This is a genomic window from Flavobacterium panacagri (assembly GCF_030378165.1).
Taxonomy (GTDB): Bacteria; Bacteroidota; Bacteroidia; order Flavobacteriales; family Flavobacteriaceae; genus Flavobacterium; species Flavobacterium panacagri.
The window spans coordinates 4,622,414-4,648,270 of record NZ_CP119766.1 but is presented as its reverse complement, the minus strand read 5'-3'; the positions used below and the strand labels follow the sequence as shown (position 1 = coordinate 4,648,270).

Annotated in this window: 20 protein-coding genes; 8 read left to right on the top strand and 12 right to left on the bottom strand. The window is 32.4% G+C overall.

Features of this window, described 5'->3' with window-relative positions; genetic code table 11:
• Nucleotides 1-22: 22 nt before the first annotated feature.
• From P2W65_RS20160 to P2W65_RS20145, 4 genes are all read right to left on the bottom strand, one after another.
• A complete protein-coding gene (locus tag P2W65_RS20160; RefSeq protein ID WP_289660481.1) occupies nucleotides 23-2,206 on the bottom strand; it encodes a PepSY domain-containing protein in 2,184 nt (727 codons plus the stop codon).
• A 137-nt stretch (nucleotides 2,207-2,343) separates the two neighbouring features.
• Complete coding sequence (locus P2W65_RS20155; protein ID WP_289660479.1) at nucleotides 2,344-2,826, bottom strand: DUF2271 domain-containing protein; 483 nt, start codon at nucleotides 2,824-2,826, stop codon at nucleotides 2,344-2,346.
• A gap of 100 nt (nucleotides 2,827-2,926) precedes the next feature.
• Complete coding sequence (locus tag P2W65_RS20150; protein ID WP_289660477.1) at nucleotides 2,927-4,423, bottom strand: ankyrin repeat domain-containing protein; 1,497 nt, start codon at nucleotides 4,421-4,423, stop codon at nucleotides 2,927-2,929.
• Between the two features lie 247 nt (nucleotides 4,424-4,670).
• On the bottom strand, nucleotides 4,671-6,383 hold the full coding sequence (locus P2W65_RS20145; RefSeq protein WP_289660475.1) for a tetratricopeptide repeat protein: 1,713 nt from the start codon (nucleotides 6,381-6,383) through the stop codon (nucleotides 4,671-4,673).
• A gap of 1,363 nt (nucleotides 6,384-7,746) precedes the next feature.
• On the opposite strand from P2W65_RS20145, the gene P2W65_RS20140 reads away from it, so the two are divergent.
• Nucleotides 7,747-8,721, top strand: a complete 975-nt coding sequence (locus P2W65_RS20140; protein WP_289660473.1) for a ribonucleotide-diphosphate reductase subunit beta — start codon at nucleotides 7,747-7,749, stop codon at nucleotides 8,719-8,721.
• An 18-nt stretch (nucleotides 8,722-8,739) separates the two neighbouring features.
• Nucleotides 8,740-10,434: a ribonucleoside-diphosphate reductase subunit alpha gene (locus P2W65_RS20135; protein ID WP_289660470.1), complete on the top strand. Its 1,695-nt coding sequence runs from the start codon at nucleotides 8,740-8,742 to the stop codon at nucleotides 10,432-10,434.
• A 122-nt stretch (nucleotides 10,435-10,556) separates the two neighbouring features.
• Here the strand turns inward: P2W65_RS20135 and P2W65_RS20130 are convergent, their stop codons facing one another.
• From P2W65_RS20130 to ribB, 3 genes are all read right to left on the bottom strand, one after another.
• Complete coding sequence (locus P2W65_RS20130; RefSeq protein ID WP_289660467.1) at nucleotides 10,557-11,411, bottom strand: fatty acid desaturase family protein; 855 nt, start codon at nucleotides 11,409-11,411, stop codon at nucleotides 10,557-10,559.
• A gap of 287 nt (nucleotides 11,412-11,698) precedes the next feature.
• Nucleotides 11,699-12,271 (bottom strand): Crp/Fnr family transcriptional regulator, encoded by a 573-nt coding sequence (locus P2W65_RS20125; RefSeq protein WP_289660465.1) that lies wholly within the window; start codon nucleotides 12,269-12,271, stop codon nucleotides 11,699-11,701.
• A gap of 1 nt (nucleotide 12,272) precedes the next feature.
• Entirely contained in the window at nucleotides 12,273-12,935 is a 663-nt protein-coding gene (ribB, locus tag P2W65_RS20120; protein WP_289666209.1) for a 3,4-dihydroxy-2-butanone-4-phosphate synthase, read from the bottom strand.
• Between the two features lie 187 nt (nucleotides 12,936-13,122).
• Here ribB and P2W65_RS20115 point away from each other — a divergent pair, with 187 nt between their 5' ends.
• On the top strand, nucleotides 13,123-14,724 hold the full coding sequence (locus P2W65_RS20115) for a Na+/H+ antiporter (RefSeq protein WP_289660462.1): 1,602 nt from the start codon (nucleotides 13,123-13,125) through the stop codon (nucleotides 14,722-14,724).
• Nucleotides 14,725-14,812: 88 nt separating this feature from the next.
• Here the strand turns inward: P2W65_RS20115 and P2W65_RS20110 are convergent, their stop codons facing one another.
• Both P2W65_RS20110 and P2W65_RS20105 read right to left on the bottom strand, forming a co-directional pair.
• Nucleotides 14,813-15,256, bottom strand: a complete 444-nt coding sequence (locus tag P2W65_RS20110; RefSeq protein WP_289660460.1) for a PaaI family thioesterase — start codon at nucleotides 15,254-15,256, stop codon at nucleotides 14,813-14,815.
• A 12-nt stretch (nucleotides 15,257-15,268) separates the two neighbouring features.
• Nucleotides 15,269-16,036 carry an SDR family oxidoreductase gene (locus P2W65_RS20105; RefSeq protein ID WP_289660459.1) on the bottom strand — a complete coding sequence of 256 codons (768 nt, stop codon included), beginning with the start codon at nucleotides 16,034-16,036 and terminating at the stop codon, nucleotides 15,269-15,271.
• 124 nt (nucleotides 16,037-16,160) lie between these two features.
• On the opposite strand from P2W65_RS20105, the gene P2W65_RS20100 reads away from it, so the two are divergent.
• Nucleotides 16,161-16,577: a winged helix-turn-helix transcriptional regulator gene (locus P2W65_RS20100; protein ID WP_289660457.1), complete on the top strand. Its 417-nt coding sequence runs from the start codon at nucleotides 16,161-16,163 to the stop codon at nucleotides 16,575-16,577.
• A gap of 175 nt (nucleotides 16,578-16,752) precedes the next feature.
• On the opposite strand, the gene P2W65_RS20095 is transcribed toward P2W65_RS20100, so the two are convergent.
• Nucleotides 16,753-18,525, bottom strand: a complete 1,773-nt coding sequence (locus P2W65_RS20095; RefSeq protein WP_289660455.1) for a MutS-related protein — start codon at nucleotides 18,523-18,525, stop codon at nucleotides 16,753-16,755.
• 62 nt (nucleotides 18,526-18,587) lie between these two features.
• A complete protein-coding gene (locus P2W65_RS20090) occupies nucleotides 18,588-19,421 on the bottom strand; it encodes a universal stress protein (RefSeq protein ID WP_289660453.1) in 834 nt (277 codons plus the stop codon).
• 182 nt (nucleotides 19,422-19,603) lie between these two features.
• On the opposite strand from P2W65_RS20090, the gene mnmE reads away from it, so the two are divergent.
• The 3 genes from mnmE (at nucleotide 19,604) to P2W65_RS20075 (ending at nucleotide 23,095) form a co-directional block, all read left to right on the top strand.
• A complete protein-coding gene (mnmE, locus tag P2W65_RS20085) occupies nucleotides 19,604-21,004 on the top strand; it encodes a tRNA uridine-5-carboxymethylaminomethyl(34) synthesis GTPase MnmE (RefSeq protein ID WP_289660452.1) in 1,401 nt (466 codons plus the stop codon).
• Nucleotides 21,005-21,390: 386 nt separating this feature from the next.
• On the top strand, nucleotides 21,391-21,960 hold the full coding sequence (locus tag P2W65_RS20080; RefSeq protein ID WP_289660451.1) for a helix-turn-helix domain-containing protein: 570 nt from the start codon (nucleotides 21,391-21,393) through the stop codon (nucleotides 21,958-21,960).
• Nucleotides 21,953-23,095: a site-specific integrase gene (locus P2W65_RS20075; protein WP_289660450.1), complete on the top strand. Its 1,143-nt coding sequence runs from the start codon at nucleotides 21,953-21,955 to the stop codon at nucleotides 23,093-23,095. The genes P2W65_RS20080 and P2W65_RS20075 overlap by 8 nt, the downstream gene beginning before the upstream one ends.
• Before the next feature lie 153 nt (nucleotides 23,096-23,248).
• Here P2W65_RS20075 and P2W65_RS20070 read toward each other — a convergent pair whose 3' ends face one another.
• Nucleotides 23,249-23,476 carry a hypothetical protein gene (locus P2W65_RS20070; RefSeq protein WP_289660449.1) on the bottom strand — a complete coding sequence of 76 codons (228 nt, stop codon included), beginning with the start codon at nucleotides 23,474-23,476 and terminating at the stop codon, nucleotides 23,249-23,251.
• A 598-nt stretch (nucleotides 23,477-24,074) separates the two neighbouring features.
• Here P2W65_RS20070 and P2W65_RS20065 point away from each other — a divergent pair.
• The gene (locus P2W65_RS20065) at nucleotides 24,075-25,643 is read left to right on the top strand and encodes a recombinase family protein (RefSeq protein WP_289660448.1); all 1,569 of its coding nucleotides are present in this window, start codon (nucleotides 24,075-24,077) and stop codon (nucleotides 25,641-25,643) included.
• Nucleotides 25,644-25,857 lie beyond the last annotated feature (214 nt).

Genomic DNA, 25,857 nt, shown 5'->3' with positions numbered 1-25,857 from the left:
AAAATCAGAAATTTAAAATTTCTTAATAACAATCCGTTAATAATTGACCATTTTCTTTGTATTCCAAAAGCGTTTTTGTTCCATTAGACAAACATAATTCATCCAAAATAACTTCAACATCTTTCTGCATGGCAAGTGAACCACAGATCATAATAACACCGCCATTTTTTAATAAATTCATAAAAAAGACAGCATCATTTTTAATCAAATCCATTACATAAATATGTTCTGCTTCTCGAGATAAAGCAACATGAAAATGCTCCAAGTGCTCTTTCTGAATCATGATTCCAGCAAATTTTTTATACGCCATCAAAGTAGGAGTAATCATTCTGAAGCCACTGTATAAATGAATTTCTTTCTTTGCTTTATTCTGTTCTATCATTCCTAAAAATGGAGCAATTCCAGTTCCGTTTGAGATTAAAGCTACTTTTTGTGCTTTTTTAGGAAGATGGAATGCAGGGTTTTTTAAAATTTTAGCTTTTATAACATTTCCAGGCTCTAGATTATTCAAATATCCAGAACCGAACCCGTTTGGATGCAATTTCACAACCAATTGAATGTTGCCGGAATGATTTCCAATAGAGTAGAGGCGTTCTCTAGAATCATTGGCAGGATAAATTGCTAATAAATCCCCAGAAGCAAATTTGGTTCTTGAATTGGCACGCAATGTCAATATAAAAGTATGTTCTGTATCAGAAATTGGTGTTTTATCCAAAACCATTAATTTGTCTAATCCTTTTGGAACATGATTGTATAATGATGGAGTTGTCGCTAACGGAATTCCAGTTTTAGCGCTCCATAATTTTACCCATTCTACAAACTCCACAGCCGATTTGTCGTTTACAGTCTGCAAGTCTAAATAACGTTCTGCCCAGTTTTGTTTGGCTAAAAGCTGGTCAATTTCAACAGCAAATCCGCAGAAATCTGGATACGATTTAGAGCCAAAACCAACCACAGAAAAATTGATTTGCTGTTCCTGATTTTGCTTTTCCAGTAATGCTTTGAATTTATTTCCGTTAGAAGGCGCATCTCCCAAACCATGAGTCGAAGAAAAAACAATAATATGTTCTGCCTTTGGATAAGCGGCAAAACGATTTAATTCGGTTATAAAAACTTTATGTCCATGACTAATTAATTGCTTCGAAATGGCATTGGCAAATCTAAAAGAACTTCCGTTTTCAGATCCAACTAAAAGAATAAAAGTGCTTTCGTGTGCTTTAAATTTATTTTTAATTCGGCTTGACCTTCTTTTCAAAGTAATCGCAAAACCAGAATAAATAAAGAACAAAATATTGATGCAGGCAATCGCTAAAATTACAGCCCAAATTCCATTAATTCTTCCAGTATGTAAATCGAGGCTTAATGCAGCATATTGAGCAGTCATTGGCGAAAGCTTCTCACTAATTATAGCACCTGTAACCTGATTTACTTCAACTTCGCGGTCTTTTAATTCAATGATATAATATTCTTCTGGATCATCTGTAAAAGGAAATTCGATTTTCTTTACGTCAGCTAATAAAGTGGTTTTAAAGATCGAAGTGGTTTTGGCTTTCGCCGAAAGTTCAGTCTTAACGGGTTTTGCTTTTTCTTCACCCATAAAAAAGTTGAATCTTTCCAGTGACAAATAAGTTCCCGTTAAAGCAATAATCAAAATCGGGATTAGAGCCAAACGTCCTAAAACAACATGATAATATTGAGCAAAATATTCTTTAACTACTTTAGAAAAGAAGTTGCGAATACCGCGTTGTCTTTTCAATACCAATACAAATCCTGAAAGGGAAATCATCAGTAAGCAAAATGAGATTACACCAACAAAAAACCTTCCTGCTTCATGAAGAAACAACGAACGGTGAAAACTGGTAATCCATTTAATGAATTCGCTTTTCTTTACTGGAGTTCCTAAAACTTTACCTGTTTTGGGATCAATATAGGCGTTAACATCGTTTCCATTTTCATCAATAGCCTGAAGCGTTACAAATTGATTATAATCAACACTTAATTCTGTAATTTCTGGATAGGCTTTTTTTAGAATTGGAAGCGTTTCTTCCAATGTTATTTTATTAAAATTTTCGGCTTTGTACGGAAGTGTTTTTTCCTGTACTGCATCAACAGCCAAAATAATACCTGTTACCGAAGCCAAAAGCAAAAAAATAGAAGAAAATAAGGCTAAAGCCAAATGTGCGTAACGCCAGAAAGAAAGAGTCATTGCGTGTATTCTAGAATGTAATTAAATGTTTAAAGCTTTGTCAAAATTAGAAACTTTGACAAAGCTTGGATTTTTACTTAAAGTATAAAAGTAGCCTTTATACTTTAACAAGAGGTTAAAAGTAAAATACTAAAGTTTTATATTTTGTTTAATCTTACGTATTTAATGTATCCTTTACCGTCTGTTTTTTCAGCGATACCTTCTGTAGTAAGTGGAATTTCAAGATCGCTCACATAGTATTTCTGATCTTCTACAGCCGATTCAAAACGCAGTTTGTATCCTTTATTGATTTTAGAATTTTCGATTTCGATTGTCGTAACACTGCGGTCTCCGCCAGTAACCGAAGCACCTGTTTTAGCACTGATATCATCATTTTTCTGAGTGTGGAATTTATTCCATTCTTTTAATGATTTGTACCATTTTTTGTCATCGCCCATTACATAAAGTGTTTTTTCGTATTCTCCGTTTGCGTTAACTAAAGAAACTACGATATAAGCACCTTCTCCCATATAGTTGTTCATCTGCAGCATGCATTTGTATTTGCTAGACTGCGCATTTGATTGAAAAGAAACTAAAAGGATAAAAGCACTTGTTAGGGCAATTTTGAATATAGATTTCATGAAATTTGGATTATATGTTATATGTTAAAGGTTAAGAGTTATGCGTTAAGGATAAAGTTAAACTTATAACTCATAATCCCAAACTCTTAACTTTTAAGGATTATTTTAAAAATTCGATAGAGATATTATTTTTGGTAAGCAGATCATTTTCTTTTGCTAGAGCATAAGCCGTTTCATCAAACTCTGTACTGATGTCTTTTTTTGCACCAGCTTCAACAAGGTATTTCAAAATAGCATCATCTTTAGAAGTCATGGCTGCTCTATGAAGCGCCGTTAAACCGTCTTTGTTTTTAGCATTAACATCTACTTTTAAATCAGTTATTTTTTTCAAAAGAGATACATCATTTTTGGTAATTGCTAAATGATATAAAGTGTTTCCGTCTTTTTGAGCAGTTGCTAAGTTCAATCCTTTAGCCTGAAGTAATTTCGCTTTTGCGTCAAATGGATCTTCTTTTGGAGTTTCTCTTTCTCTTCCAGCTGGACGATAAGACTGCACTAAATAAACACCTAAATTATTTCCGTCTTTATCTTTTACATTTACATCTGCGCCTTTAGCTAAAAGTAAACTTACCGCTTCTGGCGAACCATTTCTTACAGCGTAAGTTAGAGCAGATTCTCCTTTTAAGTTTTGTGCATTTATGTTTTTAGCTTTTGAAAGAAAAAGTTCTAAAACAGCCGTTTCTCTTGCCGAAGCAGCCGCCATAACTGGCGTATTTCCTTCTTTATCTGCTTTATTTACATCAACACCTTTGTCTAAAAAGTAATTGATGATTTCCGTCTGATTTGGTTTCCCAGCTAAAATATGCAATACATTTTGTCCTGCTTTGTTTTGAGCAGTTGGTTTGATTTTTACTTCTTCAACCAAATATTTATATGTTTCAATTGGATTAGTTTCTCTACGGCTTCCTTGAGCAGCGATTAAAAGAGCAGTATCAGTTGGCTTAATTCCTTTTTCTAAAAGTTTTTTCAAAAGCGGAATATTTCCAGATCTTGCGGCATATGTAAAAGCCGTATTTCCTTCACTATCTACATCTTTTAATGACATTCCTTTAGTAGCAAAATATTCTGCAGCTTTTAAATCTTTATCAGATGCAATGGCTAAAAGCAAGAGATTAGCGCCATTTGCATATTTTTTTGTTGGATTTACACCGGCTTTGAAGAAAGCATCATACATTGCTGGATTGGACTGTCCGTTTGAAGCTGCGAAATCTGCTGGAGCAGTACCGTGGCTGTCTTCGAAATTTACATCAGAACCTTTTTTAATTAGGTATTCTACCAATTCGGTGTTCCCTCTGTAAGCGGCCCAGTGTAAATAAATACGATTATCATGAGTTGGTTTTGTAATTGAATTTCCTGGCTGTTCTACTAAGAATTTGATAGTTTCAATAGGAGCATCATTATTGATGGCTAAAGTTGTAACATCAAAAGCATTTATATTGGCTTCAGCAGGATTATTTCCTTTTGCAATTTCAGCTTTAACTGTTTCTACGTTTGGAGAAGTCTTCCAAAAAGATTGTTCTAAAAGACTGTTTTTTTGCTGTGCGCTCGCAAAAAGAGTTACAGCAAGGGCAAAAGAAACGAAAAAATTCTTTTTCATAATATGCTATTTATGGTTATTGAATTGTACAAAAGTTAATTTACTTTTTGAAAATTTTAATCATCTATTTAGAATAATTAAAAATAAAGCAAATGTATAGATTTAAATTCTTAAACCAAGAATAAATTGATGCTAAAAGAGTTTTTTGATGCAGATTTTCTAAAAATTAAGAATCACTTAAGCAGATTTTAATTTTTCTTTAATGTTAGAATTTTTATGAGGGTAATTTACATTCATTGAACTGAAACTAAATATGATTAAAAAGTGAATCATATTTGTCTCCCAGTTTTTTCTTCAGACGTTGCTTAGATTTTTTTACCGCATCGTTTGTAATACCCAATAGTTCTGCAATTTCGTTATTGCTGAAATCGAGTTTTTGAAGCAGTAAAATTCGTTTATTAGAATCTGTTATCTCTGGAAAATCTTTTTGAAGAAGTGCATAAAATTCAGGATATTCTTTCTGAAATTCTCTTCTAAACGCGTTCCAATTATTATCGGTCATCAAATGTGATTCCAATAAAGCACTAAGTTTTTTTTCTCTTTTTTCTATATAAGACGAAGAAGAGTTTTTGATATTTTCAATAGCTAGCTTAAGGTTTTTGATCTGAATGTTTTTCTCTTTTAGATAGTTAATTTGAGATTTTAGATCTTCATGAACTTGGGATAATTTTTGTTCTGTCTTTAGCTTTTCTAATTCTAAAGATTTTACTTTCTGTTCGTAACTTAAATGCCTGCTTGTATATTGTTTTCTAAAATAAATAAATACAACAAGAACTGCAGAAAATAGCATTGTAAAGATGATGATATAAAAGTATCTTAAAGTTGTTTCGTATTTAATTGCTTTTTCTGCTGTATCGATATTCTGTTGGTATTTTGCTTTTTCAATAAGCCAGTTGGCTTTGTTTATGGCAATATCACCATCTTCATTTTGCAGTAAATCTTCAATAACGATCATTCTTCTTCTTAAATTCAGTTCATTTTTTGTTGAATCTTGTAATTTTAGAATTTGTAGTTTCAATTTGATAATTTGTAATTCAGATTTTTTAAAATACGATTTAGAAACAGCAATATTTTCTGCTTTATTTAAAAATGTAAAAGCTTCTTCCAGCTGTTTGTCTTTTATCAAAACTTCGGCTAATAAAATAGAAGCATACATGGTATTTTGATCACTTTTATAATGTTCTGAAATCTGAATATCTTCTTTTAATAAGGTAATAGCTTTTTTATAATCACCTTTTTTCTGATTAATCAAAGCTAAATCGCCAAGTACTTTGGCATATCTCACATCGTCTTGAATTTTTTTGGAAAGCTTTGCTGTTTCATTTAAATAGAAATTAGCCGTTTTATAATCTCCAATATTAAAATAGTTCATTCCAATCGAGTTCATAATCGAAGCATATACGGAGGTGTTTTTTACAGCTGTTTTTTCTGCAAGTTTTAAATAATGCAATGATTTATGATAATCCCCAAAAGTGTACAAGATCCATCCAATTCTTTTATAAGTTTCGTCGGCAGTTATAATTTGATGTGCAGACAAAGACTCTATTTTCTCCATTAATTCTAGTAGAAAAGGAGTGAGCTTGATATAATCTCTATAATAATATAAGTAATTAATGTAATTGAGTCTTGACCAGATTTCTAAAGAAACATTTTTCGATACCTTGGCTTTCTGAATAGAATTTAGATAATATGAATCCGAAGTTTTATTAACCGAATTATAAGCGTTGCTAAACCCGTTTGCTAATAAACCTTGATAAACAACCTGGTATTTTGGAATTTGATTTAAAGGCTTAAGATAATTTTTTAAAGCAATTGTATCAGTTTCGAAATTCTTTTCTTGCTGCAGAATAGATTCAATATTTCGAAGATAATTTTTAGAGGAATTGATTTGCAGTTTTTGAGCATTTATAAGTAATGCTTGAAGGAGTAAAACAATAAAATATATTTTTTTGGCAGACATTAAATTTGTTTTGGCAGATGATTTGATAACAGTAAAATTACTGAAAAAACAATACTTTTTTTGAAGTAAGATTGCTAAGGTGCTTATTTTATTGACTTTAGTTAATAAAATGTCCCCGATTTGTCCCCTCGTTAAAGCGTGTATTTTGATCGTTAAACTGTAATTTTGATTCGAAATTTTTTACAAGCAAGTTAAATTATTCATCAGGGAGTTTTTCAGGTATTAATACCCTATTTCTATAAAAGTTTTTCATAAAAAATAATCGGAAACTTTTTCTCTCAAATAAATATAATTATGATAAAAAACTACTCATTAAAGTATAAAAGCACCTTTTTTTTATTAATTGTTTTTTTGTTAATCTGTTCGATGCAAGCGCCTAGCAATCGGCTGTTGTAGTTGGAGGAAATTCTTCCGGAGCGTCTGGATCTGTAAGTTTTACTGTTGGAGAGATATTCTACATTACAGCACAAAATAACACAGGCAGTTTGTATAGAGGCATACAGCAGTCTTTTGTTATTAATATCGATTTAGGGATAGATCGTCCAGAAATTGACTAATAATTTGTAGTTTACCTCAATCCAGCCACAAATTTTCTAAGCCTAAAAGCTCCGGAAAATCTTAATAGAGTTTTTTTTAAGTTGTTTTCAGATGTGTTTTATTTTCTTAAAATTTTTAAAGAAAATAAAACAATTAAAAATTTTAGTTTCCCAAAACTAATTAACTGCCCCCAATGTTAAAAGTCTGCTTTTAAAGCAGACTTTTTTGGCTTTGTATTTTGCATTTTCTTACTTACAATTTCAACAGCAAATTTTTCTGTTTTGAGACGTTTTCAGACGAAAAATAACTTTTACTGTTTCTTATAGTTAAAAAAGATTCTTTTAAAGTTATTAATTATAATTTTTAGTTCTATTTATAAAAAGCTCATTACGTAATGAGCTGTATTAAAAAATGTTATAGAAAATTTCATAGCCTTGTTATTTAGAATAATTATTAATAGACAGCGTTTTTTTATTTCAAAACAGCTCGTCGATTTTCTGTTTTTTTATTTAACCTGTTGATAACTGTTTTTGATTTTACACCCCGAAAAATGACTTTTTAATGTTGATAACTTAACATCGATTTTAGGGAAACAGCTAGCTCATTGATAATTACACAAGATTGTTTTCCTGTTGATAAAATTTATAAAATCACGATTTTTTGCCGTTTCAAAACTGTTGATAATTGATCGGATTTTTAACATCAAAAAGTAGACAAGAGAAGAACTGTGGGCTAAATTTGTAATATAGAAAGCACGCTAATACCACTCCCCAAATCATAGCGCACGATTTTCTATCATCATTTTGTCACTTAAAACTCTATATATATGTCAATTTTCGATAAAAGAATTAACTATAAACCTTTCGAATATCCTGAGGTTCTGCAATTTACTGAAGCAATTAATAAGGCTTACTGGGTACACACCGAAGTAGACTTTACAGCCGATACACAAGATTTTCATGCTCATTTAAATGAAGCTGAAAAAACCGCAATCAAAAACAGTTTATTAGCAATCGCACAGATTGAGGTAGCCGTAAAAAGTTTTTGGGGTAATATATATGAGCATTTTCCAAAGCCAGAATTCAACGGATTAGGAACAACTTTTGCAGAATGCGAATTTAGACACTCTGAAGCTTATTCTCGTTTGCTGGAAGTTTTAGGTTATAATGATGAATTCGAAAAGTTATTGGATGTTCCTGTAGTTCGCAGACGTGTAGATTATCTTTCGAATGTATTGAAAGACACTAAATCTCAGGACAACAGAAAATATATGGTCTCGCTGATTTTATTCAGTATTCTAATCGAAAATGTTTCATTGTTCAGCCAGTTTGCAATTCTATTGTCTTTTACAAGATTTAAAGGATACATGAAAAATGTGAGCAATATTATTGCATGGACATCTATCGATGAACAGATTCATGCAAATGGCGGAATTTATATCATTAACAAAATCCGTGAAGAATTCCCAGAATATTTTGATGCAGAAACTTTAGAGTTAATCCGTGAAACGGTTAGAGAATCAATTGATGTTGAAGCGGCTATTCTGGATTGGATTTTTGAAGATGGAGCAATCGAAACCATCAATAAAGAAGAGTTGGTAAACTTCATGAAATTTAGAGTAGACGAAAGTTTAAGACAAATCAATATAGAAACAATTTTTAATGTATCGCCGCAAGATTACGCAGCGATGGCTTGGTTTGAAGAAGAGGTTTTTGCAAACAGTTTAGACGATTTCTTTGCAAAACGTCCAGTAGAATATACGAAACACGATAAAAGCATTACAGCAAACGATCTTTTCTAATACAAGCCCATAATACTTATGAATACAATAGACACAAACCCAGTAAATAATTTTGAGCCACAGAACGGTAGTAAAATGTGGTGGAAAAATTCAGAAAGCGAACAAATTTTAAATCGTGGTTATCTTTTAAAAGGTGAAACAGTTGAAGGTGCAATTGACAGAATCTGTACCGCAGCAGCCAAAAGATTATACAAACCAGAATTAAAAGAATCTTTTGTTGAAATGATCGAAAGAGGGTGGATGAGTATAAGTTCTCCAGTTTGGGCAAATATGGGAACAGAAAGAGGTCTGCCAATTTCTTGCTTTAACGTGCACGTTCCAGATAAAATTGAGGGAATCACGCATAAATTGGGTGAAGTAATCATGCAGACTAAAATTGGTGGTGGAACTTCTGGTTATTTTGGTGAATTACGCGAACGCGGAAGTGCTGTAACAGACAACGGAAAGAGTAGCGGTGCAGTAAGTTTTATGAAACTTTTTGATACGGCTATGGATACGATTTCACAAGGAGGAGTTCGTCGTGGTGCATTCGCAGCTTATTTAGATGTCGATCATCCAGATATTGAAGAGTTTTTGAAAATTAAAAGTATTGGAAACCCAATTCAGAACTTGTTTACAGGAATTTGCGTGCCAGATTATTGGATGCAGGAAATGATTGATGGTGATGCAGAAAAAAGACAAGTTTGGGCAAAAGTTTTAGAGAGCCGTCAGCAAAAAGGATTGCCTTATATCTTTTTTAGTGACAATGTAAATAAAAACAAACCGCAAGTTTATAAAGACCAGAATTTAAGAATCAACGCTAGTAACTTATGCAGCGAGATTATGCTTCCGTCAACTCATGACGAATCATTTATCTGTTGCCTTTCTTCTATGAATTTAGAGTTATATGAAGAATGGAAAGATACTGAAGCCGTAAAATTGGCTATCTTTTTCTTAGATGCAGTGCTGCAGGAATTCATCGAAAAAACAGAAGGGAACTATTATCTTTCTGCCGCTAATAAATTTGCAAAAAGACACCGCGCATTAGGTTTAGGTGTTTTAGGATGGCATTCTTACTTACAGAAAAATATGATTCCGTTTGAAGGAATGGAAGCTAAAATGAAAACGACTGAGATTTTCAAACATATTAGTGATAAAGCGGATAAAGCAAGTCAGGAATTGGCTAGAATTTACGGTGAACCAGAATTGTTAAAAGGGTACGGAAGACGTAATACAACCACAATGGCAATTGCACCAACAACTTCATCTTCTGCAATTTTAGGACAAACTTCACCAGGAATTGAGCCTTTCAGCAGTAATTATTACAAAGCTGGATTGAGTAAAGGTAATTTTATGCGTAAAAATAAATACCTTAAAAAATTACTGGAAGAAAAAGGCTTAGATAACGAAGAGGTTTGGAGAGGAATTATGTTGAATGGAGGCAGCGTGCAGCACATGTCAGAACTAACACAAGAAGAAAAAGATGTTTTTAAGACATTTAAAGAAATCAGTCAGTTAGAAATTGTGCAGCAGGCAGGAATTCGCCAGAAATTTGTCGATCAAGGACAAAGTTTAAATCTTAATATTCCAGCAGAATTAGCGATTAAAGATGTAAACCGTTTAATGATAGAAGCTTGGCAACAAGGTGTTAAAAGTTTGTATTACCAAAGAAGCCAAAGTGTTTCTAAAGAATTAGTAACTAGTCTCGTTTCTTGCAGCAGTTGTGAATCATAAAAAACAAAAGCCGAATCTTAAGATTCGGCTTTTTTATTGGTTTAAAGTTTTACGGAGATTTAAACAGATTTGAGCAGATTTTTAACCAAAAGTGTTTGCGTAGTGTTTGTCATCTTATTTTTCTATTTTACTTTATAAAAAGTAAAGGACTTATCAAATAAAATCCCTCTTATAGTTTTTATCGGATTAGAATTTTTCTCTCGTTTAAATAAGCCAATTGTTAAGGTAAGCCACGAAAGATTAGGATGTTCGTGATGCACGTCGTGATTTCCAATGCCAAATCCTAAAGGAAACCAGTACGTATTTGTTTTATGCTCTAAAGAAGTGCCCATGTGTTCACACCAGCTTCTTATTGCCGAGATAATATTTAAGACAAAAAGGGTAAGCAGCACAAAATAGATAGGAGGTTTTATAATAAAAAACCAAACAACACTAACACATATTGAAATTGTAAAATAGAGTCTGTTGATTTTTAATATGTTGTTGAATTTTTTAGAATCTTCTCTTTTATTAAAGTCAAAAATTAAATAGAAAGTATATAAAGCAGGAATTGATTCCAGCAGAATATATAAATATCTATATTTTTGATATATTTTTTGGGACATCGGAGAAGCAAGTGGATCTAAATCTGTGTTGGTATATCCGTGATGAATTAAGTGGTATTTTCTATAGTGTTCTCCATAAAAAGGCAAAAAGACTAAAGCTGAACATAAATTTAAAATAAAACGGTCAAATTTAGTTTTGGTTATTGCTTTATGAGATCCCTCATGAACCGTAAGTATTAGAAAAGAATGTACGAGAAGACCAGCTGGTAAAAATGTCCAATAAAATCCGGCTTCATATAAGTACATACAATACCCAATTAAAGAAAGCAAAATGAAAGCAAACAAAAAAGTGGTTAAGGGTATTAGCAAAGGATTTTTTCTAAGTTTTTTTTCGATAGAAATTTCTTCTATTAAGTGTTTTTGAATTTTCATTTTTGTTCAAATAAGATCATCTAAATTTTTTTAGCTTAAAATTTTTATGGTATTAAGCAGTAATACAAACTTAGATTTCCATTTGTCTAACAGCGGGTACTATAAGTTTTAAAAATGTAGAAATAAGACATTTGCTCATTTTTCTTTTCGGATAAATAAAATTATCTAAAAAAGTAAACCTGTATAGTGAGCTAAACTACAAAAGAGAAACCCTGTAAATGAATTAGATTTACAGGGTTTATTATTTATTATCAATTTGAAATTTAGGATTTGATATGGAAGAACTATCAAACCCTAGATTTCAATCGACTCAAAGTTTCCTGCGAAATATTTATATAAGAAGCTACAATTTTATTAGGAAGCCTTTTTACAATAGCAGGATTAATTTTCAAAAGCTGATGGTATCTTTCCAAAGCATCCATCGTTGTAAATGACATTAATCTGTTGGCATTATTTACATACGCTTTTTCTAAATAATTGCTGTAAAATTCACGCCATTGCGGAATAATTTTCATCAAATAATTAAAATCTTCATGTGTAATAGTAAGTAATTCAGATTTCTCAATTACTTGAATATTTTCCTGCGAAGGATTTTTAGTTATAAAACTGACCAAAGCAGTCGCAAACTGATTTTCGAAAGCAATATATCGGGTAACATCTTTTCCTTCTTCATTAATAAAAAAGATACGAACACAGCCTTTTCCAACAAAAAAAGTCTGCTGACTGATTTGTCCCTGTGCAAGCAATAACTCATTTTTTGTTTTCTTCAGAGGTTTAAAATAGGAAAGAATCGTATTTAAATCTTCATCAGAAACTTGAATGTTTTTTTTGATGTAATTACTTAGCTGTTCGTATATCATTTTAGTTATAATCTCGCACGAATTTACGGTAATAGATAATATCTTCAATTGATAAAACTAGTAAATCGTGTCGTTGAGCAAAACTAACAATTTCGTTTAATTTTGCCATTGTTCCATCTTCATTCATTAATTCACAAAGAACGGCTTCGGGTTTTAGATTAGCGAGTTTCATTAAATCGACACTTCCTTCGGTATGACCGTTTCGTTCTAAAACGCCATTATTTTTTGCTCTTAAAGGAAAAATATGTCCAGGTCTTGCTAAATCGTCGGCTTTAGCATTCGAAGCAATTGCAGTTTTGATTGTAGTGATTCGGTCGGCAGCAGAAACTCCTGTGGTTACGCCATTTTTAGCTTCAATTGTAATAGTAAAAGGAGTTTGAAAACTGCTGGTATTGTCTTTTACCATATAGGGAAGTTCCAGTTGATCGGCTTTTTCATTGGTTAAACACAAACAGACAATACCACTGCATTCGCGTATCATAAGAGCCATAACGGAAACGTTCATATGTTCGGCAGAAAAAATCAAATCGCCTTCGTTTTCCCGATTTTCGTCATCAATCAGCAGAATTCCTTTTCCGCTTTTAAGTTGTTCTAAAGTATTTTCAACACGTTTTTGGCTCGTGATCCCAAATTGAATTAACGGACTTATTTCTGTACTTATCATCATAATGTATTTTGAAACTTATTAAAAAAAAGGATTTCAAATGTACAGTTGTACAGCATGTAAAAGTTTGATGTAAGTCAATAAATTGAGTTTTTCTTTTTTTTAATGATATTTTAATTTACTTCGCAAAAATCTTAATTTAGTGCTCGAAATTTCAATTCCAAAATCGATAAACACCACCCTTTAAATGGAGAATATTACCGTTATTATAATGCTGCTTTTTGGTGTAGCATTTTTAAGTCTAGTTAGTAAAAGATATAATTTTCCAATACCTATTGTTTTAGTGCTTTGCGGTGTAATTATTAGTGTCGTGCCAGGACTTCCGGTTGTTGCGCTAAGCCCTGAAATTGTTTTTATTATTTTTCTGCCGCCACTTTTGTATCACGCTGCTTGGCATACCAGCTGGTCTGATTTTAAACAATCTATCCGTCCGATAACTTTAGCAGCTGTTGGTTTGGTGTTTTTTACTACTGGATTAGTTGCTGTTGTGGCGCATTGGCTTATAGATGATATTTCTTGGCCGTTAGCCTTTTTACTTGGTGCTATTGTTTCGCCTCCAGATGCAGTTTCAGCAACTGCGATTACAAAAGGATTAGGATTAAATCCAAGATTAATTGCCATTTTGGAAGGAGAAAGTCTGGTTAACGATGCCAGCGGGCTTGTAGCTTATAAATATGCTTTAACCGCTATTACAGCTGGAAATTTTATCTTATGGCAAGCAGGATTAAACTTTGTTCTAATGTCAATTTTGGGTATTGGAATTGGATTAGCGATTGGATTTGTAATGTACTATATTCATAAAAGATTTGTTTGCGATGACATTATTGAGGTAACACTTACACTGCTAACGCCATTTTCATCTTATTTGCTTGCGGAACATTTTCATGGATCAGGAGTTTTGGCAGTCGTAACTACTGGACTTTTTCTAGCAGCGAGATCAGGGACTATTTTTTCTCACGAAAGCCGGATTATGACCAATACGATATGGGATGTTTTAAATAATATTCTAAACGGTTTGATCTTTATTTTAATTGGATTGCAGTTAAGACAGATTATGGAAGGAATCAGCAGTTATTCTGGAACTTCATTATTTATTTGGGGAGCTGTTATTAGCGTTGTCGTCATTGTTGTGCGTTTTTTGTGGGTTGTTCCCGCTACGATTTTGCCAAGAATGCTCAGCAAACGAATACGAGCCAAAGAAGAATTTGATTACCGAAACATGATTGTTTTTGGTTGGTCGGGAATGCGTGGTGTGGTTTCTATGGCAGCTGCTTTGGCGCTTCCGCTAATGTTGAATAAAACAGAAGAATTCCCCCTTCGTAATCTGATTATTTACCTTGTTTTTTGTGTGATATTGTCTACTTTAGTTATTCAAGGACTTACGCTTCCTTGGCTGATTAAAAAACTAAAAATTGAACGTTATTCTATTTTAGCAGAAGAATATGATATTCGAAATAAAATTGTTTCTGAAACGATAACTCATATCGAAGATAATTTTTCTTTATTGGATGATGAATTATTGCACAACATTAAAAGTAAGTATGAAGTAAAATTTAACCGACTGCAAAAAACGGAACTTCCTGCTAACTTTTTTGGAAATGGAAAAGTATTAGGCGGACAGATTTTTAATGAGTTTACCAGAGTACAAATTGATCTTTTGAATGTGGAGCGAAATAAACTGGAAACCATGCATAAAAAAGGTTCTGTAAACGAAGAAATTTTTAGAAAAATCGAAAAAGAACTGGATTTAGAAGAAACCCGCTTGTGGATGGAAATGTACGAAGAATAAAGTTTTTGAAATTCCAAATCTTAAAATTCAAATTCCAAAATAGGGCTTTGTCAAAGTTTTAAACTTTGACAAAGCTTTTTCTTTTTAATTAAACAGGAATCTTAACCTCGCTTAACGCTAAGTTTGCACTTGCTTGAGCCATAATTTTAGCAGTATTTTTATTGATTACTTCTGCTTTAATATTGATAATCGTTTTTCCCAATTTCGCCAAAGTAGTTTTTACAATTACGGTTTGTAATTCGAATGCAGGATTAAAATAATCAATGTATAAGTTGATTGTCGGATAAAACTTTTCGAGGCCTAAAACCATGAAATTTACACCAATGCAATCATCAATCATTCCCGCTGTAACGCCACCGTGAAGCATACCAACTGGATTCGTCATTTCTTTTCTGACTTCAAATTCAAATTCGACATTTTCTTTTTCAACGGCAATCACTTTTCCGTTTAACCAATGTGCAAAAGGAGAAGGGCTTCCCGTAAAATGTTTACCGATATAACTCTGCAGAAAATCTAGTCTTTTATTGTCCATTTAAATATTAATTTAAGCTGATAATTTGATGCTGTTTTTTACTGGATTAATTAGTTTATAAGCAGTTTTTGGAAAAAAGCGGCTTAAGAAATAGACCACTTTGGTATCGCCTACACGAATAGTAAACTTGTTTTTTTGTATTCCATCTAGTAGAGCTTTTACAAGAGTTTCGGGTGTAATAGTTTTAGCATCTATTCCTTTGGCCATTTCCGTCGCTACTAATGGGGGCAAAAGTTCAAAAACCTTTATATTGCTTTTCGCTACTTCCAAATGATTTCGTAATGAAGCGGTATAAAAACGAAGTGCCGCTTTTGTTGCTGAATAAGTTGGAGCAAGATTGGAAGGGACATAACTTAAGATGGAAGTGGTATTAATAATTGCTGCTTCTGGTCGGTTTTGAAGCATTTTTAAAAACAAATTGTTTAGTCTTACAACCGAGATGTAATTAATATCCATTTCATAAGCGGCCATTTCTGTTATTTTATCATTGGCTTTAGCCAAATTATTTGTCGGATTCGAAACTCCAGCATTATTGTAAAGAATGTCGATTCCGCCTAGAGATTCTGCTATATGGTAAAGTTTTAATGCATCGTCTGGATTTGAAACATCATTTTGAATGGCTGTTAATTGAGGGTAAAGTTTTTTAGCTTGATCTAATTTTTCTTTATTTCTTCCCGTAATGATGACATTAGCGCCAAGAGCTAAAAATTGCTTAGCAGATTCTAAACCTATTCCTGAAGCACCGCCAGTGATTAAGATTGTTTTTCCTTTTAAGTTCATTTTTTCTGATTTTAGAATTGTATAATTTGGTTCGTTTGATAATATTAAATAAATTTGCTTGCATTTTGCAAGTACAAAGATATTAATTACTTGCAAAATGCAAGTAGTTTTTAAAATTATTTTTATGGCGAGTTCAAAAAAAAGATCAGAATGCCCAATAAGCACGTCTTTAGAGATATGGGGAGATAAATGGTCGCTGTTGATTATCAGAGATTTGATGTTTAAACAGCAATGTACCTACGGAGATTTTTTAAAATCGGAAGAGAAAATAGCAACCAATATTCTGGCCAGCAGACTTTTGGTCTTAGAAGAAAACAATATAATCGTTAAACTGGAACATCCAGAAAGCAAAGCAAAGGTGCTGTATCAATTAACAGAAAAAGGAATTGAGCTGTTTCCTATTTTGGTAGAAATCAGTTTGTGGGCAGAGAAATATTACGATATTCCTAAAGAAAGAGAAAGTATTATTGCTAAAGCCAAAAACAATAAGACTGAGTTTATAGCAAAGGGAATACAGAAAATGAAGGAAGGCTTGAATTAAAAGTTGTCAATAGATTTATTTTAATCTAGCATGGCTTAAAGTTGGGTTTCACGCAGATTTAAAATGATTTAAGCAGATTCCGCAGATTTTTAATCGAAATTAATCTGCTAAAATCTGCGTAATCTGCGTGAAATAAAATCTTTTGAGCATAACTATAACTCATAACTTTTTCCCCTTAAATAACGCCCATTTTCTGCATCAAAAATGTAGCACTTTTATTTTTACAAATACCATTTCTTAGTTTGTAATCAAAGTGTAAATCGTTGTTTTGAATTTCAACTTCAAAACATTGATTGGTTAAAATATCAGGATATTCGTTTGTTGTCAAGCATACTTCAATATCATGTGTGGCGATTGCTCCGATGGCTTTTTTAGAAATTATCTTTTTGACAACTTCAATCGTTCCGTTTCTTTTATCGTCAGAATTTGTTCCTCTCAAAATCTCATCTAATAAAACAAAAGCAGGCTGATTTTCAAGTGCATCCATGATCTGTTTTAAACGTTTAATTTCAGCAAAAAAGTAAGACTCACTATCAGAAAGAGAATCAGATAATCGCATTGAAACTAATACTGGAAGTGGATGTATTTTAGCTTCTGAAGCACAAACAACTGAGCCAATTCCACCAAGCACCATATTGATTCCTAAACTTCTTAAAAAGGTACTTTTCCCCGACATATTAGAACCCGTCAGAATTACGAAAGAAAGCGGATGAAAATTAGTATCATTTCCAATTCTCGTCGCAGGATTTAATAATGGATGACTTAGGTTTTTGAATTCAATTTTATATTCAGAATTGATTTCCGGGAAAACAAAATCAGTATTATTGTAAGCTAAATTGGCAAGACTGTTTAAAGCTTCAACTTCGCCAATAATAGAAATCCAATGTTTAATTTCAGAAGAATAATTTTCTTTCCATTTTAAAAGCGCTTTTAAAACATGTAGGTTAAATAAAAACGTTCCGTTGAATAAAGTTGCGGTTACAAAATTATTGATGGTATCCATTCTGGAAAATAACTCTGAAAGCTGTTTCAAATGCTGGCTTGCTTTGGTATTCTTAAAAACAAGTTTTTTTTGTAGATCAATTAACTTTTTAGATTGGAAAGATTCATTTTCAATTTTTTCAATCAGTAAACTGTATTGTTTTATAATTTTATCGACATTATCTGCTTTTGCAATTTCCGATTGGATTCTTTTTACTGCTCTTCCTAAAACAATTAGATTGGCGATAAAAATATAGGTTAAATACGAAAGAATAATAGCTTTTGAAGTAATAAAATAAGCAGCCAAAGTTCCAAAAAACAAGGCTGGCAGAATAAATGAAAGTGCATTTAATACTTTAGGTAAAGAATTGTTTTTAAAAGAAGCCCAATAGTTTATAGCTTCATAAGATGTTTTAGAATCTTGACTGATGATACCTAAAGCTTGAAATTCTTGTCGCCAGTCCAGTTTATCTTTTAATTCCTTTACAGCTTCTTGATTTTCTAAAATTTCAGTTTCAGAAAGTGTATGCAACAAGAGATTGGCAAGTGTTTTTTTTCCAATAAATGTCGATGTTCTATTTAGATTTTGAAATAAAGAATGTTCTCCAAAAATATCTAAATCATAAGCGTAAGGATGATGAAAATCGATAAATTCCACTCCATTTTCAAAAGGCGTTTTTTCTCTTTTTAAGAAAGTAATTTCGTTTTGATTAATTTTTAGAAGCGTATCGGCAAACAGTTTCTGAAATGATAATCGCGAATGTATTTTCATTAAAAAAATAAAACCAGCAAAAGATAAAACAGCTAGAATAACATAAAGTATTTCGTCTGTTTTAATGTAATGGAACATAAAAAACAATAAAAGAAAAATACTTAACAGCCTCAAAAGGCTTATGCTGTTATATTTTTTGTTGGTTTTATGATATAGTTCTGAATAAATTTCGATTTTGTCCTGATATGCTTTCATTGTATTATTTTACTGAAATACAAATATAACTTTTAAGAGAGAAAATCGGCAGCTATTCTTGTTTAATCTTCATGCATAATCAATACAGGAATGGAAACTTCCTTAGATATTTTTTTACTGAAACTTGAATCGAAAAGACTCTCAAAGAATGATCTTTTATGAGTAATTGTAGTTAGGATGTCAATGTCTTTGTAAAGAATAAAATCGGTAATGGTCTCTTTTACATCATCACTTGGCAAAACTAAAAACTCGACATTTTCGTTGGCAAATTCTTTTTCCCATTCTTTAATGGTGGTATCAGAAACATCAGAATTAGATGTTTTTACATATAAACTTTTGACTTTAGCATCTGTTTTTTTAGCGATTTTCAAGATTTTTTTCAGTTCTTTTTTGTCTTTTTCGCGGTAACGGGTAGTAAAGCCAATTGTTTTTACTTTTTTGTATTTAGCGTCAACTGGTACGCATAGAACCGGAACTTCAACACCAGAAATTACAGAACTGGTATTAGAGCCTGTGAAGAATTTTGTCCAGTCAGAAACACCAGTGGTTCCCATGATTACAAAATCGACTTGATCTTCTTCGACTGCATTTTTAAGATTATAGATCAGATCACCATCCATCAAACGGTGTTTAATTACAATATCGTCTAATTTTCGCTCAGTGGCAATAGCACGCAATTTTGGAATTTCATCTTTGAACATTTCAAATTTTGCTAATTCAATTGAACTGTATATAGAAGCATAATTCTCTGGAAAGAACTGGCTGTCGTAAACAGGAATCTCAAATGTATGAAGCAAGATCAATTCGGCTTTTACAACTTTAGCAAATTCTAAAGCATGAACAAATGCATTTGTAGCAGCATCAGAGAAATCGGTAGGGAATAATATCTTTTTCATTTTATTGAGGATTAAGGTTTGTCTCTCAAATTTACTCATTCTCGCAATAAAACAACCTGATAATTATCAGTATTTTAACACTTAATAATTTGTTAATATTCTTTAATTTAAAGGTTTTTGAAACTAATTTGAAGGAAAGTTTGTTCTTAAGAAATTAGGGCATTTTTTTGTATTTTTGCAGCATGATAAATCAAGATTCTATAGTTGCTTTAGCTACGCCTTCTGGAGCTGGAGCTATTGCCATAATTCGAATTTCTGGAGCCGAGGCCATTTCCATTGGAAATTCGGTTTTTAAATCTATTAAAAACAAAGATTTAACGAAACAGAAAACACATACACTTCATCTGGGACATATTATTGACGGAAAGAAAACGCTTGATGAGGTTTTGGTTTCGGTATTTAAAGGGCCAAACTCCTATACAGGAGAAGATACTATTGAGATCTCTTGTCACGGATCAACTTACATTCAGCAGCAGATTATTCAGTTGTTATTGAGAAAAGGCTGTAGAATGGCTGATGCAGGAGAATTTACACTTCGTGCTTTCTTAAATGGAAAGTTAGATCTATCGCAGGCAGAAGCTGTTGCCGATTTGATTTCGTCTGATAATGAAGCTTCCCACCAAATTGCAATGCAGCAAATGCGAGGCGGATTTAGTAATGAAATTGCTAAACTTCGTGAAGAACTCTTGAATTTTGCTTCTTTAATCGAATTAGAATTGGATTTTGCAGAAGAAGATGTAGAATTTGCTGATCGAACTCAGTTTCATGAATTATTGAATAGAATTGAATTCGTTTTAAAACGCTTGATTGATTCGTTCGCCGTTGGAAATGTGATTAAAAACGGAATTCCAGTTGCCATTGTTGGAGAACCTAATGTTGGAAAGTCGACTTTGCTGAATGCCTTATTAAATGAAGAAAGAGCCATTGTTTCGGATATTGCAGGAACAACTCGTGACACCATCGAAGATGAGTTGGTCATTGGCGGCATCGGTTTTAGATTTATTGATACTGCCGGAATACGAGATACAAAAGATGTTGTAGAAAGCATAGGAATCAAAAAAACTTTCGAAAAAATAGACCAAGCGCAGGTTGTGATTTATTTATTCGACGGATTGAAATTCCAGACATCAAGTTCTGATTTTGTTTCAGAAATTGAACAAATCAAGAATAAATATCCATTAAAACCTCTTTTGATTGTAGTCAATAAAAAAGATATTTTATCTCCTGATGAAGTACAGAATATCACAAGTAAACTGGAAAATTTAAATGCAAAACTATTATTGATTTCTGCAAAAGAAAAAGTAGGAGTGGAGGATTTAAAGAATGAATTGTTATCTTTTGTCAATACTGGAGCACTTAGAAACAATGAAACAATTGTAACTAATACAAGACATTATGATTCTTTATTAAAAGCTTTAGATGAAATTCAGAAAGTAAAATTCGGTTTAGAATCAGGTCTTTCAAGTGATCTTATGGCGTTAGATATTCGCGAAGCTTTATATCAATTTGGACTTATTACTGGTCAGGTCTCAAACGACGAATTGCTGGGGAATATTTTTGCTAATTTCTGCATCGGCAAATAGAGGGCGCAAAGAAACACAAAGTAAAAACAAGAAAAAGAGCTAAAATGTTGGTAATTAACATCTTGGCTCTTTTTTTATTAAAATGTTTTTTGGAATATTTAGGTTTTGTTTTGCTAAAATTTGTACCTCATTTGTACCTCGGGTTTCGAGGTACAAACTTTGTGACAAAAAGGGATGAATTATGACACAGACCTGCAATTATGTGGGATTGGCGAAATACGGATTTCTGTTAAAGAAGTTAGCAAAAACATTTAAAGCAACCACATCGTTTGTTATGTGTCCACAGATATTTCTATTGTATATATTAGAGAAAAAAAATATTTTGGAGATGATTGCGGCAGTTGAAAGAGCTTTTAGGTAATGTAGGAAACCTAAATTTTAAAATTATGAGTTCAAACATTAGGATTACCAAAATCTGCCAGTTCTGTAATAGTGAATTTACGGCAAAAACAATCAAAACAAAATTCTGCTCCCTCGCCTGCGGGAGTAGGAGCTACAAAAAAAGGAGCAGGGAAAATAAAAAAGAGGCAGCAAGACTGCAAAGGGAATCGATTAATAATGCTGAGATTCAAAGGATTGGAGAACTTGACTTTCTCAGCATTGATGAAGCCAGTATTTTTATAGGAATAAGCAGAAGAACCCTTTACAGAGCCATATCTAGAAAAGAACTTAAAGCAGGTAAGTTTGGTTCAAGAACTTTTATCGAGCGGTCAGATATCGGTCAGTTTGTAGAAAATATGCATCAAACCTGCACATCCGAAGGATCCGAAAGGATATTTCCTGGAATTGAAAACTGCTATAGCATGTACGAAGCGCAGATAAAATTTAAGGTTTCCCCTTCGGCTTTGTATGGCATACTGAAGAGAAAAGGAATCTTGAAATACAATGAAGGCAAGTTTGTGTATGCTGCCAAGAGAGATTTAGATGAATTATTTAACATTGAGCGCCATGAGTAAAAGTATCGTAACACTTAGAAAAAAAACTATTTCTCAAGGTAGGATGTCTCTTTATTTAGATTTTTATCCTCCTGTATGGAATTTGGTAACTAACGATTATACCAGACGCGAGTTTTTAAAAATCTACGTATATCAAAAACCAGTCGATCAGTTCCAAAAAATGGCCAATACCGAAAATCTGCATACTGCAGAACTAATACGTGCAAGAAGGCAGAATGAAATCAATAAGACTGAAATTTATTCTTCATTTGAAAAAGAGCAGTTGAAGGTTCTTGCAGTGGGAAGAGAATCTTTTCTCCAATACTATAAAAATTTGGGAGAGAAAAAGATAGGCAACAATTTATCAATTTGGTCTTGTGCTATTATCCATTTTGAGGCCTTTTTAAAGGGCAGGGATTTAACATTTAAAGAGGTGACGGTTTCTTTAATTGAAGATTACAGGGATTATCTTTTAAAAGCCAAAAGTTTAAGAAAGAATAAGAAGCAGCTCTCACGCAATACTGCGTTGTCTTATTATAATAAGATTAAAACTACTTTAAAAGCAGCCTATAAAGATGATAAGCTGAAAACAGATATTAATGCAAAGATAGGATCGATAAAGGAAATGGAATCACAGCGGAATTTTATGACTATGGAAGAAACCCGTAGGCTGTTTGCAACACCGTGCCCGAAGCTGATTGTCCGAAGGATTTCGATGTTTTCGGTACTTACGGGCGTAAGGTATTCCGATATTGCCAAGCTGACCTGGTCAGAACTGCACTATATTAACGGGGATGGCCACTATATCATTTTCAGGCAGAAGAAAACAGAAGGTACGGCATCCATACCGATCTCCGATGAAGCTTTCGAACTGCTTGGCAAGAGACGGGGAGAAAACGAGAAGGTATTTAAAGATTTAAATAAGTGGGATGTTGACCGTACGCTTCCTGTTTGGGTGGCATTGTCAGGTATCAATAAGCATATTACCTTTCACTGTTTCAGGCATACTTATGCTACATTACAGCTGACGGCTGGAACTGATATTTTTACCATATCTAAAATGCTTGGTCATAAGAGTGTTAAGACAACGCAGATATATGCAAAGGTAATCGATCAGAAGAAAAGGGACGCAGCAGGCAGAATTTCTTTAGAATAAAGTTTTTTCTTTAGCAATTTTTTTAACGCTTTACCCAAATAGAGGTAAGGCGTTTTTTTTATATATTAAATGATTTTTAGATTTTTTAGAAATTATTATTCAAAAAATTGCAGGTTTTACAATAGGTTATATTTTTAGTTGGACTCTTTGGCTTTATTTTCTTGTTTTTAATTTCGAGATTTCCATTAAAGCTTCTTCTTTTGTAATTTTATTAGTTTTCGGATTTTCTAAGATTTTTTTAACGCTAATTCCAGCTATTAACCTAAGAAATGACAATATTTCGGTTGCTTGTGCTAGAGTAACATCCATTCCTTCGTCAGTTAACATTTTTAGTGCTTTTTCAGGTGTGATTTTTCCAGTATGATTTTGATTAAATTCCATTTTTTACTTTTTTATATTTTATAGTTAATGTAAATATAATCAATTGTTTATGTGATTTAAGGGAGTGGTTTATTTTGTCCTGTTGGGGGACCTCGACAGGACAAATTACAACATCATTTTTAGATGATTTGAAGAGATTGGCTTTCTATATGTAATGGTCTGTCTTCCATTGGCTTTGTAAATTTGGTTTAGATGTCCTGTTGGGGATTGATGCAAAAATTATAAAAACTAAAGTGGCTTATAGCAATAAACTAATATACAATTCTACAACTATCATCGAGGATTTGAAAAGAATGTTTTAAGTTAAGACGGAATTGTCTTTCTTTGGCTCTATGAATTAATTGATTTGTTGTTCTATTGGAGTTAAAAATTGGTTTATTTCTCAATGCTACGTAGTATATTTAGCAGTTTTTCAAGAATCACAGATTAAAATATAAGATTATTTTAATGCTGGCTGGTAGATTTTTATTGTTTAAAATACAATTTACTGATAAACTTGTAAGTATATGTAGTTTACATTTAGCATGTTGCGTATCTAATAATTTCCTAAATTTTACGTTTTAAATAATAATGATTTCCCCGTAAAATCTACCTGCTTATGCCTGTAGTTTATCTGTACATACGAGTTAGTACCGATGAGCAGGCTGTAAAAGGATATTCCCAGCGCAGCCAGTTAGAACGGCTTGTGCATTACTGTAAATATAACAGTCTCGTTATTACTGAAACGATTCTTGAGGATTTTTCGGCTAAAACATTTAACCGTCCGGCTTGGAATAAATTAATGACTAAGATCAAATATCTTAAAAATTCTCCTGCAACTATTCTTTTTACATACTGGGACAGATTTAGCCGTAATATCACAGATGCCTACATAATGCTTGAGAAACTTCAAAAATTAGGAGTATCGCTCCAAGCCATAGATCAGCCGATTGATTTTTCCATACCTGAAAGCAAGATAATACTTGCCGTATATCTGGCAACATCTGAAGTTGAAAATGATAAAAAAAGCCGGAACGTAAGTTTAGGTCTTCAGAAAGCTAGGCTGGAAGGCCGCTGGATTAATAAGGCTCCTTTAGGATATAGGAATAAAATAACAGCAGATGGTAAAAAGTATATTGCTGCATATGCTCCTGAAGCTTTTATAATTAGGGAAGTATTTGAAGAAATAATTAAGGCAAAAAGAGTTACACTGTCAGAAATATATAAAGAAGCTTTGGCTAAAGGCTTAAAATGCAGCAGAAGTGCCTTTTACATTTTAGTGCGAAATCCTATTTATTGCGGTCAGATCAAAATCCCTGAAACCGGAAATGAAAAGAGCAGGATTATTGACGGACTGCATACAGGAATTGTATCTGTGGCACTTTTTGAACAAGTACAAAAAAATTTGGGAAATATGAGAAACTCAAGACTTGTTAAAAAGAAAAGAGTTCTTAATGAAAACTATTTATTAAGGGGAATTCTGCTGTGCCCTGATTGCGGAAAAACACTAACAGGAAGTTCTTCACAGGGAAGGAGCAGGAAATACTATTACTATCATTGTACCGGAAAATGTAAATATAGAATCAGAGCTGACTATATTAATGCAGGTTTCCAGCTGTTTCTTAAAGATATCAAGATTGATGTCTCTTTCTCTAAAAGAGCCAATGATTTAATGAAAAAGATTGATAAGGGAAGACAGCAGGACTATCAAATTAAAAAGCATGAGATTGGAAAAGCAATGGACAAATCAATTGACAGAAGCTTAAATGCACATAAGCTTTTTTCAGAAGGAAAAATTGATTATGATGATTATTTTCTGATCAAGGAAAACTGTAAAGCTTATTTGAAAAAATATGCTTCGGAATTACGCGAGCTGGCTTTAAAAGCAGGGGCAGGGATTTATTTAAAGAATGCAGAGGATAATATATTCTGTCGTTTAGCAGAGGTTTATGAACTGTCAGATGTATTAATGAAACAAAGAATTGCTAGATTGTTTTTTACTGAGAAAGTAATAGTGCATGAAAATATTCTGAATATGCTACCAGAATATATAAAAGAAATATTTGGGATGAAATTAATTAAAAATAACTCAAAAAATGAGAAAGATTTAACTGATGATGAGTTGATAAACCATTTTTTTAGTGAGATTGCATTAATAGCTTTTGAACAGGAGTTGAAAACAATTTAAGAATGTAGAACTTTTGTATCTATTCTATTATTGGTGTCTAATAATGTTAAGTATCGAACTCAAAATTTAATCAAACAAATAACGCCAATTGAATTCAATTGACGCCATTTGTTGTGTAACTTATACAATACAAATTTTACTGTTAGATTAAAAAAAAATGAGATATTTAGAGTTAATTTGCTAGATCGTTATTTTTAATTTTTATTCAAAAACG